The sequence below is a fragment of the Streptomyces sp. NPDC043952 genome, from assembly GCF_056435325.1.
This window is the reverse complement of sequence record NZ_JBWKES010000003.1, coordinates 216810-237716: the sequence shown is the minus strand read 5'-3', so window position 1 is coordinate 237716 and position 20907 is coordinate 216810. Positions and strand designations below refer to the sequence as shown.

Genomic DNA, 20907 nt, shown 5'->3' with positions numbered 1-20907 from the left:
CGCGGTCCCGCCGGGAGGGCCGGGCGGGACGGGTGGGACGAGCGGCACCGGAGGGGTTCGCGGGATTCGAAGAGTTGGCGGAGTTCAAGGAGTTCAAGGAGTTCGAAGAGTTCGCGGAGTTCGAGGAGTCGGAAGGGTTCGAGGGGGTCGAAGGGGTCGAAGACGTCATGGTCGTCGGGTCCTCACCGTTCGTGGTCGTTGCCGCCGAGCGCGGCGTCTTCGTCGTCGGGGCCGGTGCCGTCGGGGCCGGTGCCGAGGTCGTCGGCGTCGCCGTACGCGGCGCTGTCGGTGTCGCCGTACGCGGCGTCCTCCAGTTCGCTCAGGATCTGGTCCTCCACCACTTCCGCGAGGGCGGCGACGGTGCGGGAGACCAGGACGTCGCGGGGGGTGAGCGCGGTGGCGAACGCGTCGTTGGCGCGGGAGGCGATGAGCAGGGCGCGCATGGAGTCACCGCCGAGCAGGAAATAGTCGTCCTCGGCGCCCACGGCCGTCTGAAGGGTCTCCTCCCAGATGGCCGCCAGCGCCTCCTCGGTGGGCGTGCGCGGTGCCACGTACTCGGGCCTGTCCCGCTCCTCGTCCGGCGCCGGTGCGGGCAGGGCCGCCCGGTCGGTCTTGCCGTTCTCGGTGAGTGGGAACCGGCCGAGCGCCACGAACGCCGACGGGACCATGTGGCCCGGCAGGAACCGGGCGGCCAGGGCCCGCAGTTCGGTCGCGGCGGGGGGTTCGGCGCCGGGGGCGGTGAGCAGGTGGGCGACCAGCCGCGGCAGGCCGGGTTCGTCCTCGCGTACGGTCACCACCGCGTCCAGCACGTCCGGGTGGCGCACCAGGGCCGCCTCCACCTCGCCCGCCTCGATGCGGTGGCCGCGCAGCGTGAGCTGGTGGTCGGTGCGCCCCAGGTAGCGCAGTTCGCCCCCGCTGTCGCGGCGCACCAGGTCGCCGGTGCGGTACATGCGGGTGCCGGGCGGCCCGAACGGGTCGGCGGTGAACCGGGCGGCGGTCAGTCCGGGGCGGCCGAGGTAGCCGCGGGCCAGCGCCGGCCCGGACAGCCAGAGCTCACCCGCGACCCCGTCGGGCACCGGCCGCAGCCGGGCGTCGAGGACGTAGGCGCCGGTGGCGGGCAGCGGGCGCCCGATGGGGGGTGCGCCGCCGTCCGCGGCCAGCGGCGCCGACCAGGTGGCGACGACGGTGGCCTCGGTGGGGCCGTAGGAGTTGACCATGCGGTGGTGCGGCGCCCAGCGGGCCACGAGGTCGGCCCCGCACGCCTCGGCGCCGACGATCAGGGTCTTCAGGTCCGGCAGGGTGCCCGGTGTGCCGGGCGGCAGGGTGGCGAGCGCGGCCGGCGGCAGCAGGGTGTGGGTGATGCGCTCGGCCCGCAGGACATCGGCCAGTTCGGCGCCGAGCAGCGGTCCGGGGCGGGGGACGACGAGCCGGGCGCCGTGCGGCAGGGACATGCACAGCTCCAGCACGGACGCGTCGAAGCTGGGGGTGGCGAAGGCCAGCACCCGGTCGCCCTCGGCCACCCGGTAGTGGGCGGCCTCGGCGGCGGAGAACGCGGCGAGCCCGCGATGGGTGACGACGACGCCCTTCGGGGTGCCGGTGGAGCCGGAGGTGTAGATGACGTAGGCCGTGTCGTCCAGGTCCAGCGGGCGCCTGCGGTCGGCGTCGCCGGGCCGGTGTCCGGGGACCTCGTCCGGGTCCGCGGCGAGCAGCGCGGCGATCTCCTTGGCGTCGAGGGTCAGGGCGGGGGCCGCGTCGCGCAGCATCAGCGCGATCCGCTCCTCGGGGTAGGCGGGGTCCACGGGCAGGAACGCGGCGCCCGCCTTGGCCACCGCGAGCTGGGCCAGCACCATGTCCACGGAGCGGGGCAGCAGCAGCGCGACGAGGTCGCCGGGGCCGGCGCCGCGGGCGATGAGCCGGTGCGCCAGCCGGTTGGCCCGCGCCTCCGCCTCGGCGAAGGTGAGCAGCAGGCCGGGCGCGGCGAGCGCGGGGGCGTCCGGGCGGCGGTCGGCGGCGGCCTCCACGAGGGCGGGCAGGGTGACGGCGGGCACCTCGCCCATCTCCGGGCGGCTGGGCCCGCGCAGCAGCCGCTCGCGCTGTGCGGGCGGCAGCACGTCGAGGTCGTCGAGGCGGGCGGTGCCGTCCGTGCCGGCCAGGGTGTGCAGGGTGTGCAGCAGCTGCGCGGCCAGCGCGTCCGCCGTGTGCGTGTCGAAGTACCGGGGGTCGTAGCCGAGTTCGACGGCCAGCCGGTCGCCGGGCGAGACCACCACGGTCAGCGGGTAGTTGGTGGCCTCGCGGGCGTCCAGGTCGCGCAGGGCAAGCCCGTGGGCGCCCGCGGTCGCGTCGCCGACGGGATAGTTCTCGAACACCACCAGGCTGTCGAACAGGCCGGTGCCGGGCGGTAGTTCGGTGAGGGTGTGCAGCGTGTTGAGCGGCAGGTGGTCGTGGCGCCGGTCCTCCGCTCGCGCCTGCTGCACCGCGCGCAGCCAGCCGGCCGCGGGCGCGCCGCCGTCGACGGTGATCCGGGCGGGCAGCGTGGTGATGAACAGGCCGGTGATGGTGTCGGCGCCGGGCAGGTCGGCCGGCCGCCCGGAGACGGTGGTGCCGAAGCACACCTCCGCCTCCCCGCTCCACCGGGCCAGCAGCAGCGCCCAGGCGCCCTGCACCAGGGTGTTCAGGGTGAGCCGGTGCCGGCGGGCGAACTCCTGGAGCCGGCGCGTCTCTTCGGCGCCGAGGCGCTGCGACAGCCAGTTGCCCGAGCGGGCCGTGGTGCCGGGGGCGGGCCTGCGGTCGTACGGCAGCGGGGTCGGGGTGCGCAGGCCGGCCAGGGCCCCGCGCCAGTGGTCCTCGGCGGGGCCGGTGGCGCGGGCGGCCAGCCAGGCGGCGTAGTCCGCGAACGGGCGGCGCTCGGGCAGCCGGGGCCGCTCGCCCCGGACCAGGGCCTGGTGGGCGGCCAGTACGTCGGACAGGACGTGGAAGACGCTCCAGCCGTCCAGCAGGACGTGGTGGAAGGTCCATACGACCCGTACCGCGTCCGGGCCGAGCCGCACCAGGGCGAGCCGCAGCAGCGGGGCGCGCTCCAGGGCGAGGCCGCGGGCCCGCTCGTCCGCGAGCAGCCGCTCCAGCTCCGCCTCCCGCCGCTCCTCGGGCAGGGCGCTCCAGTCGTGCTCGGTGACCGGCAGGGTCACGTCCCGGTGGACGACCTGGAGCGGAACGGGCACGCCGTGCAGGGCGACGGAGGTGCGCAGCACCGGGGTGCGGTCGACGACGTGCTGCCAGGCCGCGGCCAGCGTGCCCGGATCGCGGGCGCCGTCCGCCACGAAGGTGATCTGCTCGACGTACAGGCCGTGTTCGGCCTCGTCCAGGCCGTGCATCACCATGCCGGTCTGGGTGGGCGTGAGCGGGTACACGTCCGTGACGTCCGTCCCGTCGCCGGCGAGCCGGTCGACGGCGGCCTGGTCCAGGGGCGCGAGCGGGAAGTCGGAGGGGGTGCGGCCGCCGGCGCCGGGTTCGGCGCAGTGCCGGACGATCTCCCGCAGCTCGTCGGCGAGTTCGGCCGCGAGCCGGGCGACGGTCTCGCGCCGGTGCACCTCGCGGGAGTACGACCAGGTGAACTCCAGCCGGTCGCCGGTGACCCGGCCGAGGACGTCCAGCAGGTAGGGGCGGTCGGCGGCGCGGTCCATGCCGCCGCTGAGGCCGTCGCCGTGCGGGGCGCCCAGCAGGCCGCCGGGTGCGGGGGTCCGGTCCTGCCGGCCGAGGTAGTTGAAGCACACCGGCGGCAGCGCGGGCAGCGCGGCGCCGGCCGTGGGGTGCAGGTGGCGCAGCGCGCCGTAGCCGAGGCCGCCGTGCGGTACGGCCCGCAGGTTCTCCTTGACGGACTTCAGTACGGCGCCGGTGTCCGCGCCGCGGGGCACGTCCAGGGCGACCGGGTACACGGTGGTGAACCAGCCCACGGTGCGGGCGAGGTCGGTGCCGTCGAGGTATTCCTCGCGGCCGTGGCCCTCCAGGGTGAGGGCCACCCGGTCCCGGCCCGTCCAGCGGGCCAGGACCCGGCCCAGGGCGGCGAGCAGGACGTCGTTGACGCGGGTGCGGTACGCGTCCGGGACGTCCTGGAGCAGGCGGCGGGTCTCCTCGGCGTCGAGTCCGGCGGTCACGCTCTCCTCGGTGCCGGCGGTGTTCGCGCCGCCGGTGTGGTCGGCCGGCAGGGTGATGCCGGTCTCCGTGCCCTGCCAGTGGGCGAGTTCGGTGTCGAAGCCGCCCGCCTCGGTGTGCGCGGCGAGCCGCCGGGCCCACGCCTGGAAGGATGTGCTCTTGGCGCCGAGTCCGGGCCGTGCGCCGTCCCGCAGGGCGCGGTAGGCCATCTCCAGGTCCTCCAGGAGGATCCGCCAGGACACGGCGTCCACGACGAGGTGGTGGGCGGCGAGCAGCAGCACCGGCCGTGCGGTGCCGCCCGGCCGGCACAGGGCGGCGCGCAGCAGCGGCCCGCGGGCCAGGTCGAAGGCGGCGCCGAGGGCGGCGGCCACCTCGCGCGGCTCCGCGTCCCGGTGCACCTCCAGGTGCGCGGCGCTGTCGCCGGGCGCGGTGCCGTACTGCCGCCACCGGCCGTCCCCGCCCTGCTCGAAGCGGTGCCGCAGCGCGTCGTGGTGTTCCAGTACGGCGGTGAGGGCGGCCCGCAGCAGGGTCTCGTCGGGGTCGGCGGCCAGTTCGAAGGAGACCGTCTGGCTGAAGTGCGCGGGGTCTCCGGTGAGCGTGTCGAGCAGCCAGTGCTGTACGGGGGTGAGCGGGGCGTCGCCGGTCACCGGGCCCTGTTCGGCGGTGGCGGTGGCGCCGTCCGGCACCTGCTCGGCGGCGGCGGCGAGTTCGGCGAGGGTCTGGTGGGTGAACAGGTGCCGGGGGGTCAGCGCCAGACCGGCCCGGCGGGCGGCGGAGACGATCTGGATGCCGAGGATGGAGTCGCCGCCGAGCGTGAAGTAGTTGTCGTCGGCGCCTACTTCGGGCACGCCCAGCACCTCGGTCCAGATGGCCGCGAGGGTGTGCTCCGCCGGGGTGCGCGGCGGTCGGCCCGCTCGGCTGCCGGTGGCAGACGCGGCCCGCTCGGGGGCGGGCAGGGCCCGCCGGTCGAGCTTGCCGGTGGCGCCGAGCGGCAGCCGCTCCAGCGGTACGACGAGGGCGGGGACCAGATGGTCGGGGAGGCCGCGGGCGAGGAAGGCGCGCAGTTCGGCGGGGTCCGGCAGGCCGCCCGCGCGGGGCACCGCGTAGCCGACGAGCCGCCGGTGGCCGTCCTGCTCGACCACGCGGGCCGCTGCCGCCGCCACGTCCGGGTGGCGGGCCAGCGCGGCCTCCACCTCGCCGAGTTCGATGCGGAAGCCGCGCACCTTCACCTGGTCGTCGCCGCGGCCGAGGTAGCGCAGGTCGCCGCCGGCCGTCCAGCGGACCCGGTCGCCGGTGCGGTACATGCGGCTTCCCGCCGGGCCGAACGGGTCGGGCAGGAACCGGGAGGCGGTCAGGCCGGGGCGGCGCAGATAGCCGCGGGCCACACCGGTCCCGGCGAGGAACAGCTCACCGGGCGCGCCGACGGGTACCGGGCGCATCCGCTCGTCCAGCACGTAGGCGCGGGCGCCGCCGAGCGGCCGTCCGATCGGCGGGTCGCGGTCGGGGTCGGCGGGGTCGCAGGTGAAGGCGGTGGCGTAGACGGTGGCCTCGGTGGGCCCGTAGATGTTGCGTATCTCGCTGCCGGGGACGGCTTCCCGGACCCGGCGCACGGTCCGGGCGGGCAGCCCCTCCCCCGCGAGGACGACGGTGTCGGCGGTGATCCGTACGGCGTCCTCGGCGAGCAGCCGGTCCAGTGCCGAGGGCACCGCGCTGAGCAGTCCGGCACGCCAGGGTCCGGGGCGCTCGGCGAGGGCCAGCAGGTCGCGGACGACCTCCACGCAGCCGCCGGCCAGCAGCGGGGCGAAGATCTCGAAGACCGACACATCGAAGTTGAGCGAGGTGGAGGCGATCACATGGGCGAGGCCGCGGCCGGTGAACTCGGCCGCCGCCCAGTCGGTCAGGGCGAGGACGGAGGCGTGGCTGACGACGACGCCCTTGGGGCGGCCGGTCGAGCCGGAGGTGTGGATCACGTAGGCGGGGTGGCCGGGCAGCAGGGCGGTGCGGCGTTCGCCGTCGCCGACCGGGGCGTCCGGCGTCCGGGGGTCCGGCTCCTCGTCCAGCAGGATCCGGGTGAACGGCCCCTCGGGCAGCCGTCCGGCGGTCGCGGCGGCGGTGATCACGGCGTCGGGCCGTACGTCCTCGAAGAGGAACGCGACGCGCTCGGCCGGGTACCGGGGGTCGACCGGCAGGTATCCGGCGCCGCTCTTGAGGACCGCGAGGAGCGCCACGATCAGGTCGGCGGTGCGGGGCAGGCACAGGGCGACGAAGCGCTCGGGTCCGGCGCCGGCGGCGATGAGGCGGCGGGCCAGCCGGTTGGCGCGGGCGTCGAGTTCGGCGTAGGTGAGGCACTGCTCGCCGTGGCGGACGGCCGGGGCGTGCGGGGTGCGCGCGGCCTGCCGGGCGAACGCGTCGGGCAGGGTGTCCGGCGGGAGGGCGGCCACGGGTCCGCCGAGGCGGTCCACCAGCGCCCGTGCCCCGGCCGTATCGAGCAGGGGCAGTTCGGCGAGGGTGCGGCCGGGGTCGTCGGCCATGCCGGTCAGCAGGGTGCGCAGGCTCTCACCGAGCGCCCGTACCGTCGGGGCGTCGAAGGCGGCCGGGTCGTAGTCCAGGTTCACGGCGAGGGTGTCGCCGGGTGCGACGACGACGCTGAGCGGGTAGTTCGTCGGTTCCAGGTCGCGTTCCTGCTCCATGGACAGGCCGTGCCGGGACAGGGCGTGCTCGTCGAACGGGTAGTTCTCGAAGACCAGGATGGAGTCGAACAGGCCGGTGCCGCCGGGTACTTCGCTCCAGGACTGCAACTGGGCCAGCGAGACGAAGTCGTGGCGGCGGGCCTCGGACTGGGCGGCCTGGAGTTCGCGCAGCCACTCCAGCAGCGGGCGTTCGCCGTCGACGCGGGCGCGGGTGGGCAGGGTGTTGATGAACAGGCCCACCATCGAGGTGACGCCGGGCAGTTCGGCGGGCCGGCCGGAGACGGTCGTACCGAACACCACGTCGGTGCCGCCGCCGTAGCGGGACAGCAGCAGCGCCCAGGCGCCCTGGAGGACCGTGTTCAGGGTGAGGCCCGCGTGCTGGGCCGTCTCGCGCAGCCGTGCCGAGACGTCCGGGGCGAGGGTCATCCGGACGGTGTCGCAGGAGGAGGCGCGGTGGGCCTCGGCGGGCCGCCGGTCGCGGGGCAGTTCGGTGGGGGCCTGGAAGCCGGCGAGGGCGGTCCGCCAGTGCCGTTCGGCCCGCTCGGTGTCCTGCCCGGCGAGCCAGCGCAGGTAGTCGGCGAACGGCCTGCGTCCGGGCAGTCGGGGGCGGCGCCCGGAGGTCAGCGCGGCGTACCGCTCGCAGACCTCGTCGAAGACCTGGGCCGCGCTCCAGCCGTCGAGCAGGACGTGGTGGAACGTCCAGACCAGGCGGACCCGGTCGGGGGCCAGCCGGATCAGGGTGAGCCGCATCAGCGGCGCGGCGCCCAGGTCGATGCCCCGCTCCCGGTCCTCGGCGAGCAGCCGGTCCAGGTCGTCCGCGGTGCGGCCGGACCAGTCGTGGTGGGTGACGGGGACGGTGGCGCGGTACCGGACGACCTGGAGCGGCTGCGGGGTCTCCTGCCACACCAGGTGGGTGCGCAGGACGGGGTTGGCGTCGGCGGTGTGCTGCCACGCCGCGGCGAGTGCCCGCGGGTCGGTGACCCCGTTCAGGACGAGCTGCACCTGGTTGACGTAGGTGCGGCCGGCCGGGTCGAGCAGGCTGTGGAACAGCATGCCGGCCTGCATCGGGGTGAGCGGGTAGATGTCCGCGACGTCCCGGCCGGTTCCGGCGACGCGGTCGACGGCGGCCTGGTCCAGGCGGGCCAGCGGGAAGTCCGACGGGGTACGGCCGCCGGCGTCCGGGCCCGCGCAGTGCGCGACGATGTCGCCGAGCGCGCGCAGCACGCCCTCGGCGAGCGCGGTGACCGTCTCCTCGTGGTGCCGTGCGGCGCTGTAGTACCAGGTGATCTCCAGCCGGTCGGCCTCGACGCGGGCCACCACGTCCAGCAGGTGCGGGCGTTCGGTGCCGGGTGCCTCGGCGCCGCCCAGGCCGCCGGGCACCGCCCCGACCAGGGTGCCGCCGGTCCCGGACCAGTCGAAGCGGCCCAGGTAGTTGAAGCTGATGGCGGGCTCGGGTGTGCCGGTGAGCCGGGGCTCGCGGACGAGGTGGCGCAGGACGCCGTAGCCGAGGCCCCGGTCGGGTACGGCGCGCAGCTGTTCCTTGACGGCCTTCAGGGCGGTGCCCCAGTCGCCGGCCGGGACGGTGAGGGCGACCGGGTAGAGGGAGGTGAACCAGCCGACGGTGCGGGACAGGTCGACGTCCTCGAACAGCTGGTCCTCGCGGCCGTGGCCCTCCAGTCCGACGGCGACGGTCTCGCGGCCGGTCCAGTCGGCGAGGACCCGGCCCAGCGCGGTGAGCAGGACGTCGTCGACGCGGGTGCGGTAGACGCCGGGGACGCGGCGCAGCAGGGCGTCGGTGCGGTCGCCGTCCAGCCGTACGGTGACCTCGCGGACGTCGGCCATGGTGTTGCCGCCGGTGCCGTCCGCGGGCAGCGGGTCGGCGCAGTGCCGGGCGGTCCGCTCCCAGTGGTCGAGCCCGGCGGCGAAGGCACCGGCGTGGTCGCGCAGCCGCCGGGCCCACTCGTGCGCGGAGGTGGTGCGGGCGGGCAGTCGTACGGGCTCCCCGGATATGGCCTGCCGGTAGGCGGTCTCCAGGTCCTCCAGCAGGATGCGCCAGGAGACGCCGTCGACCAGCAGGTGGTGGGCGACCAGCAGCAGCCGGGCGGGCCGGGTGCCGTCGGCGGTGAACAGGCGGGCGGTGAACAGCGGTCCCGTTTCCAGCCGGAGTCCGGCGTGCGCGGCGGCGGTGACGAGTTCCTCGGCCCGCGGGTCGTGGACCTGGAGCAGGTCGGGCGCCGGGGCCCCGGCGGCGGGGACGTCCTGCCGCCAGGTGCCGTCGGCGGCGGTGGTGAAGCGGGCGCGCAGGGCGTCGTGGTGGGTCCACAGGGCGGTGAGGGCGCGGCGCAGGGCGTCCTCGTCCACCGGGCCCGCCGCCTCGACGACGACGGACTGGTCGAAGAAGTCGGCGTGCGCGGGCCGCGGGTCGAGGAACCAGTGCTGGATCGGGGTGAGGTCCACCGCCCCGCTGACCGGTCCGCTGCCGGCGACGGCGGGCCCCGCGGAGCCGCCCGCGGCGGCGAGTCCGGCCACCGTGGGGTGCTTGAACAGGTCGCGCGGGGTGAGGGTGAGTCCGGCGGCGCGGGCGCGGGAGACGACCTGGATGCTGAGGATCGAGTCGCCGCCCAGCATGAAGAAGTTGTCGTCGACGCCGACCCGTTCCACGCCCAGCAGCTCCGCCCAGATCCCGGCGAGGAGCCGCTCGGCGTCGGTGCGCGGGGCGCGGTGGGCGCGCTCGGCGCCGGCCGACCAGTCGGGTGCGGGCAGCCGGCGCCGGTCGACCTTGCCGTTGGCGGTCAGCGGCAGCTCGGGCACGGTGACGAACGCGGCGGGCAGCATGTAGTCGGGCAGGCCGTCGGCCAGGTGGGCGCGGAGTTCGGCGGCGCCCGGCGCCGCGTCACCGGCCGGGACGAGGTGGGCGGCCAGCCGTTTGCGCCCGGCGTCCGTGTAGAGGGAGACGACGGCCTCGGCGACGGCGGGGTGGGCGGTGAGCCGGGCCTCGATCTCGGCGGGTTCGACACGGAAGCCGCGGATCTTGATCTGGTCGTCCGCGCGGCCGACGAAGTGCAGTTCGCCGTCGGCGCTCCAGCGCACGATGTCGCCGGTGCGGTACATCCGTGTTCCGGGCGGCCCGAAGGGGTCGGCGAGGTAGCGGGCGGCGGTGGCGCCGGGCCGGCCGGCGTAGCCGCGGGCCAGACCGGCGCCCGCGAGGTACAGCTCGCCGGGGATGCCCGGCGGCTGCGGCTGGAGGGCGGCGTCCAGGACGTAGCCGCGCATGTCGTCCAGCGGGCGGCCGATGGGCAGTACGGCGGGCAGCGGGTCGCCGGAGCGGAAGGCGCGGCGGGTGGCGAAGGTGGTGGTCTCGGTGGGGCCGTAGCCGTCCACCACGGTCAGGCCGGGGCAGGCGTCCAGTACCCGGCGCACCACCGCGCCCGGCACCGCCTCGCCGCCGGTCCACACCTCGCGGGCGCCGCGCAGGCAGCCGGGGTCCTCCTGGGCGAGGAGCCGGAAGAGTCCGGCGGTCAGCCACAGGCAGCTCACCCGCTGTTCCGTGATGGCCGTGCGGACCTGGGCGGCGTCCAGGTCGGCGGCCGGTGCGAGCACGGCCGTGCCGCCGCGCAGCAGCGGTACCCACACTTCGTAGGTGGCGGCGTCGAAGGCGTGCGGCGAGTGGACGAGGACCCGGTCGTGCCCGGCGAAGGCGCGGTCGAGGGCGAGGGCGGCGACGTCCCGCTGGCGGACCGCGACGCCCTTGGGGGTGCCGGTGGAGCCGGAGGTGAACATCAGGTACTGGACGTTGTCGGGGTGGACGGCGGCCGGCGGCCCGTCGGGGGCGGGGCCCTCCGCGTCCGGGGTCCGGTCGGCGCGCAGTACGCCGTCTCCCGGCAGCAGCTGACGGGCCGTCTCCTCGCGGGCGGCGTCGGTGAGCAGCAGGGCGGCGCCGGCCTCGGCCAGCATCCGGCGCAGCCGCTCGGCCGGTGCCCGGCCGTCCAGCGGCACGTACACCCCGCCCGTGCGGGCGAGGGCCAGCTGGGTGACGATCAGCGTCACGGACCGGTCCATCAGCACGCCGACCGGGGTCTCCGGGCGTACCCCGAGGCCGGTCAGCCGGGCCGCCAACCGGGCGGCGCGGGCGTCGAGTTCGCGGTAGGTGAGGTGTTCGTCGCCGGCTTCCAGGGCCACCGCGTCGGGGGTGCGGCGCGCCTGCTCGGCGAAGAGGCCGGCGGTGGTGGCGGCGGTCCGTTCGGTGGCGGTGTCGTTCCAGGCGCGCAGCACCTGTTCGCGGCGCTCGGGGGTGAGCAGCGGGAGCCGGGCGGGCGGGCGCCGGGTGCCGTCGGGCATCCCCGCGAGCAGCACGCGCAGGTACTCGGCCAGCCGCTCGGCGGTCCCCGCGTCGAACAGGTCGGGGTCGTAGCCCAGGCGCAGGGTCAGCTCGGGTCCGGGATAAGCGGTCAGGCTCAGCGGGTAGTTGGTGGTCTCGATGCCCTTCAGGCCGCTCACGCGCAGTCCGTGGGCGGCGGCGAGGTCGTCGTCCACCGGGTAGTTCTCGAAGACCACGATGCTGTCGAACAGCCCGACGCGTTCCGGCAGTTCGGTGAAGGCGCGCAGCCGGGTGAGCGGCAGGTGGTCGAAGCGCCGGTCCTCGCTCTGGTCGTGCTGGAGGGCGCGCAGCCAGTCGAGCAGGGTGCCGTGGCCGGGGACGGCGGTCCGGGTCGGCAGGGTGGTGATGAACAGGCCGGTCATGGCGTCGGCGCCGGGCAGCTCGGGCGGCCGGCCGGACACGGTGGTGCCGAACACCACCTCGTCCCGGCCGGACTGCCGGGCCAGCAGCAGCGCCCAGGCACCCTGCACCAGGGTGTTGAGGGTCAGTCCGGAGGTCCGCGCCAGCTCCTTGAGGGCCCGGCTGGTGGCCTCGGGCAGGGTGACCCGCACGGCGTGGGTGGACTCGGCGCGGTGGCTCTCGCGCGGCTCGCGGTCGTACGGCAGCGCGGTGGCCTCGGTCAGGCCGGCCAGCCGGTGCCGCCAGTGCCGTTCGGCGGCCCCGGTGTCGCGGTCGCGCAGCCAGGCGAGGTAGTCCCGGTACGGCGGGCGGTGCGGGAGGGTGTCCGGGCCGTCGCCGCCGTGCAGGGCGAAGACGTCGGAGAGGACCTGGAACAGGCTCCAGCCGTCGAGCAGCAGGTGGTGGAAGGACCACACCACGCGCACGGCGGTGCCGGAGACGCGGGCGAGGAGCAGGCGCTGGAGCGGGGCCCGGCCGAGGTCGATGCCCTCGGCGCGGTCGCGGGCCAGGAGTTCGCCGAGGCGGGCGCGCCGCTCCGGCTCTGTCAGGTCCCGCCAGTCCAGGTGGGTGACGGGCAGGGTCGCGTGCCGCTGCACCACGAGCAGCGGCTCGGGCACGTCCTGCCAGACGACCCGGCCGCGCAGCACCTCGGCGCGGTCGGTGACCTGCTGCCAGGCGGCGGCGAAGGCGCTCGGGTCGGGCACGCCGTCGAGGACGAAGGTGAGCTGCTGGAAGTAGACGCCGCGGTCGTCCTGGGACAGGCCGTGGAACAGCATGCCGGCCTGGGTGGGGGTGAGCGGCAGGACGTCCGCCACGGCCGCCGGGTCCGGGCCGGTGACCCGGTCCACGGCGTCCTGGTCGAGCCGGGCCAGCGGGAAGTCGGACGGGGTGCGCCCGGCCGTTCCGGGCCGGGCGGCGAACCGGGCCAGGTCCGCGAGCGCGTCGGCGAAGCGTTTGGCCAGCGCCCCGATGGTGTCCTCGTCGTGCAGCCGGTCCGAATAGAACCAGGTGAACTCCAGCTGGTCGCCGACGAGTTGGCCGACGACCTCCAGGGCGTGCGGACGCTCGGCCGCCGGGTCGGCGTCCAGTTCCAGCGGCCGGGCGGTGCCGCGGTACAGCCCGCCGGGTTCGGTCAGCAGCCCCATCCGGCCCAGGTAGTTGAAGCTGATCTGCGCGTCCAAGGTGGTGAAGTCCCCGCCGGGTCCGGTCAGATGCCGCAGCGCGTCGTGGCCGAGGCCGTGCCGGGGTATCGCGCGCAGCTGCTCCTTGACCCGCTTCAGCACGGCGTCCCAGTCGTCGTCGGGCACGGTGAGCGCGACGGGGTGGCGGGTGGTGAACCAGCCGACCGTGCGGCTGATGTCCAGCTCGGGGAAGAGTTCCTCGCGGCCGTGCCCCTCGACGTCGACCACCACCCGGTCCCGGCCGCTCCAGGCGCACAGGGCCCGGCCGAGGGCGCTGAGCAGGACGTCGTTGACCTGGGTGCGGTAGGTGTCGGGCAGGGTGTGCAGCAGGACCGAGGTGTCCTCGGGGCCCAGCCGTACGGTGACCGCGCGCTGCGAGGCGTAGGTGTTGGCGCCGTGCCCCAGCCTGTCCGGTACCAGCGGTCCGGTGTCCGGGACGGCACGGGCCCAGTACTCCCGCTCGTCCTCGAAGCCGCCGTCCGCCGCGTGGGCGGCCAGCCGGCGGGCCCACTGGCGCAGCGGCGAGGACTTCGCGGGCAGCGCGGCTGCGCCGTCGGCGCCGGTGCGGCGGGCCCGGTAGGCGCGGTCGAGGTCTTCCAGCAGCACCCGCCAGGACACGCCGTCGACCACCAGGTGGTGGACGGCGAGGTGCAGCAGCCGGGGCCGGCCGGGCGCGGTGTCGTGCAGCACGGCGCGCAGCAGCGGTCCGCGGGCGAGGTCGAACGGCCCGAAGTGCGGGGTGTCGGTGTCCGGGCCGGTGTGCCGGGCCAGCCGGACGCGCGGCGTGTGCGCGTCGATGAACCACAGGATCTCGCCGCCCTGTTCGCCGGTGGCGGCGAACCGGGAGCGCAGGGCGTCGTGGTGGGCGGTGAGGTCGTTCAGCGCGTCCTCCAGCGCGGCCGGGTCCAGGTCGTCGGGCACCTGGACGGACAGCGCCTGGGAGAAGTGCCCGGCGTCGTGCACGGGGGCGCCGAACAGCCAGTGCTGGATCGGGGTCAGCGGGGCCGTGCCGGTGGCCGCCTCCGCCGCCGGGGCGGTGGCGCGGAGGCCGCCCGCGGCGTCCGCGCAGCGGGCCAGGGCGGCGACCGTCTGGTGCCGGTAGACGTCCCGCGAGGTCAGGGCCAGGCCGTCCTGCCGGGCGCGGGCCACGACCTGGATGCTGAGGATCGAGTCGCCGCCGAGTTCGAAGAAGTTGTCGTCGACGCCGATGCGTTCGACGCGCAGCACCTCGGCCCAGATCGCGGCGAGCGCACGCTCGGTGGGGGTGCGGGGCGCGACGTGCCGTACGGCGCGCACGGCGGGGCCCGGATCGGGCAGCCGGCCGCGGTCCACCTTGCCGTTCGGGCCGAGCGGCAGGCTCTCCAGTACGACGACCGTCGAGGGGACCATGTAGTCGGGCAGGGTCCGGCCGAGTTCGCGGCGTACGGCCTCCGGTTCCACCCGCTCGCCGGCGGCCGGGACGACATAGCCGACCAGGCGCCGGTGGTCCTCGCCGTCGCCGGTGACGGCGCCGGCCGCGGCCTCGGCCACGCCCGCGCAGCCGCGCAGCGCCTCCTCCACCTCGCCCAGTTCGATGCGGAAGCCCCGCACCTTGACCTGCTGGTCGATCCGTCCCACGTACTCCAGCCGGCCGTCGGCGCCGCGGCGCACCAGGTCCCCGGTGCGGTACATCCGCTCCCCCGGCGCGCCGAACGGGTCGGCGACGAACCGGGCGGCGGTCAGACCGGGACGGCGCAGATAGCCGCGGGCCAGACCGGCGCCGCCCAGGTACAGCTCGCCGGTGACGCCGGGCGGCTGGGGCCGCAGGCGGCCGTCCAGGACGTAGCCGCGGGTGAGCGCGACCGGTTCACCGATGGGCGGGGCCTGTTCCGGCAGCTCGTCGCCGGCGAACCAGGCGGTGGCGTACACGGTGGCCTCGGTGGGGCCGTAGATGTTGGCGAGGCGGGCCGCGGGCATGGCGGCGCGCAACTCGTGCAGGGTCTGCGCGGGCAGGGCCTCCCCGGCCAGTACGACGGTGTCCGCGGCCAGCGGTGCGCTGCCGCCCGCGAGCAGGCGGGAGACGACGGAGGGCACCCCGCTGAGCAGCCCGGCGCGCCGGGGCCCGGAGCCGTCGGCGAGGGCCGGCAGATCGGCGACCACCTCGACCGTGCCGCCGGCGGTGAGCGGGCACAGCAGCTCGAACACCGACACGTCGAAGTTGAGGGAGGTGGAGGCGATGACATGGCTCAGTCCGGCGCCCGCGAACCGCTCGCCCGCCCACGCGGCCAGCGCCGCGACACTGCGGTGGGTCACCACCACGCCCTTGGGCCGGCCGGTGGAGCCCGAGGTGTAGATGACGTACGCGGGATGGTCCGGCAGCAGCGGCGCGTGCCGGTCGGCGTCGGTCACGTCCGCCTCGGCCTGCCCCGCCTCGTCGCACTCGTCCAGCAGCAGCGGCGCGCAGTCGGCGGGCAGGGCGGCGGCGGTCTCGCGGGTGGCGAGGACGAGGGCGGGCCGGGCGTCGCCGAGCATCAGCCGGACCCGCTCGGCCGGATAGCCGGGGTCCACGGGCAGGTAGCCGGCGCCCGCGGTGAGCACGGCCCACAGCGCGGGCACGAGGTCGGCGGTGCGCGGCAGGCAGAGCGCGACCAGGGTCTCGGGTCCCGCGCCGCGCGCGATGAGCAGCCGGGCCAGCCGGTTGGCGCGCCGGGCGACCTCGGCGTAGTCGAGCCGGGTGCCCGCGCACACGACGGCGGTACGGTCCGGGGTGCGGGCCGCCTGTGCGTGGAACAGCTCGGGCAGCGTGCCGTGCCCGGTGCTCCGGGACCGGCGGGCGGGCGGGTTCCAGGTGTCCACCAGGGTGCGCTGCTCCTCGGCCGAGAGCATGGGCAGCTCGGCCAGCGGACGGCCGGGACCGTCCGCCATGCCCTCCAGCAGGCGGTGCAGATGGGCCGTCAGGCGGGCCACGGTCGCCGCCTCGAACAGGTCCGTGTTGAACTCGGCGGTCAGCACGCAGCCGCCGTCCGCCTCCGGCGTGAACTCCAGGACCAGGTCGAAGCGCGCGGCCGGGCGGGGCAGCGGATGCTCCGCGAGGCGCAGCGCGCCGGAGCGCGGCGGGACGGGCAGGGCGGTCTGCTGTACGACGAGCGCCTGCACCAGCGGGGTGCGGCTGGGGTCGCGGGGCGGGGCCAGCTCCTCCACGACCCGGTCGAACGGCACCCCGTCGTGGGCGAAGGCGTCCAGCACCGTCGTCCGCATGGTCTCCACGAACCGGTCCACCGTGGCCCGTTCGTCCACTTCCCCGCGCAGCACCACGGTGTTGGCGAAGAAGCCCGGCACGTCCTCCAGGTCCCGCCGGCCGCGCCCGGTGGTGACGGTGCCGAACGCGATGTCCCGCTGGCCGGAGTAGCGGGCGAACAGCAGCGCGGCGGCGCCCGCGAACAGGGTGAACACCGTGGTGCCGCGTCCGGTGGCCAACTGGCGCAGCCGGGCCACCAGTTCGGCGGGCAGGGGGTGCCGGTGGGCGGCTCCGGCGGTGGTGCGCACCGCGGGACGCGGCCGGTCGGTGGGCAGCTCCAGGTGCTGGAGTCCGGCCAGGTGCCGCTTCCAGTAGGCGAGGTCGGCGGCGTCCGCGCCGGAGGTCCGCTGCCGGCGTTCCCACACCGCGAAGTCCGGGTACTGCACGCCTGGTCGGGGCAGGCCGTCCGGCTCGCCGGTGGTCTCGGCGTGGTAGAGGGCGGCGAGTTCGCGGGTGAGGATGCCCACCGACCAGCCGTCGGTGACGATGTGGTGCTGGGCGAGGAGCAGCAGGTGGTCCTCGCCCGCGAGCCGCACCAGCAGGGCGCGGGTGAGCGGCCCGGCCGCCAGGTCGTAGGGCCGGCGCAGCTCCTCGGTGAGCAGGTCCTCGGCGGCTTCGGCGCGGCGCGCGGCGGGCAGGGCGCGGATGTCGGCGGTGCGCAGGGGCAGGTCCGGTTCGGCCGCGATCCGCTGGACGCCCTGCCCGTCCTCCGCCGTGGCGAACGTGGTGCGCAGGGCGGCGTGCCGGGCCGCGAGGCGGTGCAGCGACCGGCGCAGCGCGTCCGTGTCCAGGGCGCCGCGCAGCCGCAGCGACACACCGGTGTTGTACTCGGTGCCGCCCTCGCTGAGGTCGTCCAGGTACCACAGCCGCCGCTGCGCGCTGGACAGCGGCAGCGCGCCCTCGCGCGGCGCCGGGGCGATCGGCTCGGGGGGCGCGGCGGCCGAGGGGTCGGCGAGGAGCGGGGCGAGTGCGGCGATGGTCCGCGCCGAGAAGACGTCCCGCACGGTCAGCCGTACGCCCAGTTCCTCGCGGATCCGGGACAGGGCGCGGGCGGCGAGGATGGACTCGCCGCCCAGGTCGAAGAAGTCGTCCGTCACGCCGACCCCGGTCACGCCCAGGACGTCGGCCCAGATCGCCGCGAGCGCCCGCTCCTGCTCCGTGCGCGGCGCCACGTGGCCGCCCGCGGCCGTCCGCTCGGGCGCGGGCAGCGCCCGCCGGTCGATCTTGTTCTGCGGGGTGAGCGGCATCCGCTCCAGCACCACGACCGCGGCCGGGACCATGTGCGCGGGCAACAACGCGGCGACGGCGGCACGGAGGGCGGCGGGGTCGAGGGGGCGCGCGGGGTGGGGCGCGGGGGCGGCCGGGTCGGGGGCGGTGGCCGAGGCGGGGGCGGTGGCTGAGGCAGGGGCTGCGGCGCGGTTCGCGGCGGCGGCCGGATCCGGGACGGTGGCCGAGGCAGGGGCTGCGGCGCGGTTCGGGGCGGCAGCCGGATCCGGGACGGCGGCCGAGGCAGGGACTGCGGCGCGGTTCGCGGCGGCGGCCGGGGCCGGGGCGGTGGCGGGTTGTGGGGCGGCCGGGGTGACGTAGCCGATGAGGCGCTGGTGGCCCGGCTCGTCCTCGCGTACGACGACCACGGCCTCGCCGACGGCACCGGCACCGGCCCGGCGCAGGGCGGCCTCGATCTCGCCCGGCTCGATCCGGAAGCCGCGGATCTTCACCTGCCGGTCGAGCCGGCCAAGGAACTCCAGTTCCCCGTCGGGGGTTCGGCGCGCCCGGTCGCCGGTGCGGTAGAGGCGGGCCCCGGCCGGGCCGAAGGGGTCGGGGACGAAGCGGGCGGCGGTCAGGCCCGGCCGGCCGAGGTAGCCGCGGGCCACCGCGTCACCGCCCACGAACAACTCGCCATCGGTGCCGGGCGGTACGGGCCGCATCGCGGCGTCGAGCACATACGCGCGGGTGTGCGGCAGGGCGCCGCCGATCGTCGGGGTGCCCCGGCCCGCGGTGAGCGGCCCGGTCCAGGTGGCGACGATGGTGGCCTCGGTCGGACCATAGGAGTTGATCATCCGGCGGCCGGGTGCCCAGGTGTCCACGAGCCCGGCGGGGCAGGCTTCGGCGCCCACGATCAGCGTGCGCAGATGGCGCCCGGCACCGGTCGCGGGGCCGGGCAGGGTGGCGAGCGCGGCCGGCGGGATCAGGGCGTGGGTGATGCGGTGCTCGTCCAGGACAGCGGCGAGTTCGTCGCCGAGCCAGGGGCCGTGCGGCGGTACGACGAGGGTGGCACCGCACAGCACCGAGATGAACAGCTCCAGGACGGAGGCGTCGAAGCTCGGCGAGGAGAACTGGAGCACACGGTCGCCGGGACCCACGGCGTACCGCTCGGCCGCGGCGGCGACGAAACCGCCGATGCCGCGGTGGGTGACCGTCACGCCCTTGGGGGTGCCGGTGGAACCGGAGGTGTAGATGACGTACGCCGCGCTGTCGCCCCTGGCGCCCGGCTCCCCCACAGGCTCCGTGCCGTCGCGGACATCGGTCGACTCGCCCACCCGGCCTGCGTCATCGAGGATCACGGCGGGGGCGGCGTCGGTGAGCATCAGTGTCCGGCGCTCGGCGGGGTAGCCGGGGTCCACGGGCAGGAAGGCGGCACCGGCGCGGGAGACGGCCAGTTCGGCGGCGATCAGTTCCATGGAGCGCGGCAGGACCAGGGCGACCACCCGCTCCGGCCCGGCGCCCTGACGTATCAGGTGTGCGGCCAACCGGTCGGCCCGCTCGGCTAGTTGGCGGTAGGTCCAGGTCCGCCGGCCGTCCGTGAGGGCCGGGGCGTCCGGGGTGCGGGCCACCCAGGCGGCGAACAGCGCGCCGAGGGTCGGGTGCGCCGCGGTCGTGCCGCTCTCCGCGGTGCCGGCGGGTCCGGAGTGCGGCAGGGAGGACGCCGGTGCGGGCTTGTCGTGCGGGTCCGTCATGGGTCTAGTCCTTTGGAGAGCGGGACGATGCGGCGCGGGCCACGGGGGCGACCCGGTCCCACCGCGGGGGCGGCGCGCTGGAACGGGGGCACAGCGGGGATGTGACGGTGCTGGACGAACGGGGTTGCCGGGACCGGACGGGGATGACCGGCACCGGGGTGTGACGCCCGGCCGCGCGAGGCGGTACGGCGGTGTCCGGGCCGGATCCGGGTACGCGCTACCGGGCGGACCACGTACCGGGGACGGGCATCCCGGCGGAGGCTGGGCCGGAATCCGGGGCGGGGGCCGGCACTCCGGCCGGACATCCGTCGTACCCCGGCCGGAACCAGAGCCGGAGCCCGAACCGGACACCGGCACCCGGAACCGGGTCCGGACCGTGCCCGGTTCATGACCGGGCCCTGGGCCAGGGCCCGGCGCGCGAGAAGCCGCGCCGGTGCCGGTGGTCCCGGCGTGCTCAGCCGTCGTCGGTGCGGCGTGCCGTGCGGCCGGATATCTGTATTCGGTCGATCCTCCCGGTGACCGGATCGCGGTGGAAGCGGCCGCCGGGCTCCAGGCTCCCGGTGGCCGGATCGCGCAGGTCGCACGACAGGTCGGCGTAGCAGACCAGCGGGAGCGCCAGGTCGCCGTCCACGGACAGGGCCGGCTCGCCGTCCGGGCCGACCGTGACACGGTAGGTCGTACCACCGTTGCGGTACGTGCCCGCGCAGTCGGGCAGGGCGGCGCGGCGCCCCCCGGCCACCGGGCGTCCTCCGGCGGGCACCCGGATGCCGGTCAGCCGGGCGAGTTCCCCGGTGAGGTCGCGCCACAGCGCGGTCGCGCCGCCGGCGTTGCCCGTGAAGGCGACCACGACTCCGCTCTCCGGGTCGGTGCGCAGATGGCAGGACGTGCCCTGGGCGTTGCCGTCGTGGCCGTACCAGGTGCGCTCGTCCTGCTGGTAGACGGCGAGTCCGGGGCTCCAGCCGTCGGCCAGGGTGCCGGGCCGGGCGGCGGGCTCGGGGCGGCGCATGTCCTTGGCGACGGCGGGCGGCAGCAGGTCGGAGCGGCCGGTCAGCGCGTTGCCGAACGCGGCCAGGTCCCCGGCGCTCGCGAGCAGCGCGCCGGCCGGCGCCTCCAGCGGCGCCAGGTTCTGCCGGGTTGCCAGCGCCTGTCCGGTGGCGGTGTTGACCGCGTGCCCCGCCGCCACCGGACGGCCGGGCGCGGCGTCGCCGATGAACGCCGGTACAACGCTGAGCGGTTCGAGCAGCAGCGCCCGGACCGCCTCGGCCCACGGCATGCCCGTGACGGTCTCCACCAGCCGTCCGGCGGCGACGTAACCGGCGTTGGAGTAGGAGAAGTCGGTGCCCGGCGGGAAGATCAGGTCCTGGGCGGTGCACACCGAGGCGAGGTAGCGGGCGGCGGTCGTCGCCGCGGCGGTGTCGGAGTCCGGCCCGGTGGGCAATCCACCGGTGTGACTGAGGAGTTGACGAACAGTCACCTCCGGGACGGAGGTCAGCTCGGGGAGGTGTCCGGCGGCGGGCTCGTCCAGGTCCACGTCACCGTCGTCGGCCAGGAGCATCACGAGGGCCGCGGTGAAGGGCTTGGTGAGCGAGCCCAGCGGGACCGCCGTCTCCGGTGTGACGGGGGCGCCGGTGGAGACGTCGGCCGTGCCGGTGTGCACGGCGATGACGTCCGTGCCGGTGTCGAGGACCAGTTGGGCGCCGGGCACCCGGTGGGTGCGGGCGAGCGCGTCGAGCCGGTCGAGCAGTTCCCGGTGTAACAGCAAGGGTGTCCGGGACGCGGGCGGAGCGGCGGGGATGGTGTACGGCATGAGAAGGGGACTCCCGTTGGATGGGTCTCATGTGCGGGTGTTCGGGTCCGGCCGGACGCGAGCGGTGCG

At 76.3% G+C, this 20907-nt stretch carries 2 protein-coding genes; both read right to left on the bottom strand.

What is annotated here, in order from left to right; translation table 11 throughout:
* Positions 1–182: 182 nt before the first annotated feature.
* A complete protein-coding gene (locus AC069R_RS04765) occupies positions 183–19031 on the bottom strand; it encodes a non-ribosomal peptide synthetase (protein WP_478764523.1) in 18849 nt (6282 codons plus the stop codon).
* A 454-nt stretch (positions 19032–19485) separates the two neighbouring features.
* Positions 19486–20838, bottom strand: a complete 1353-nt coding sequence (locus AC069R_RS04760) for a serine hydrolase domain-containing protein (RefSeq protein WP_478764521.1) — start codon at positions 20836–20838, stop codon at positions 19486–19488.
* Positions 20839–20907 lie beyond the last annotated feature (69 nt).

Excerpts from the sequence above, each read along its gene's own strand:
- AC069R_RS04765 (WP_478764523.1), bottom strand. The coding sequence starts at position 19,031 with ATGACGGACCCGCACGACAAGCCCGCACCGGCGTCCTCCCTGCCGCAC.
- AC069R_RS04760 (WP_478764521.1), bottom strand. The coding sequence starts at position 20,838 with ATGCCGTACACCATCCCCGCCGCTCCGCCCGCGTCCCGGACACCCTTG.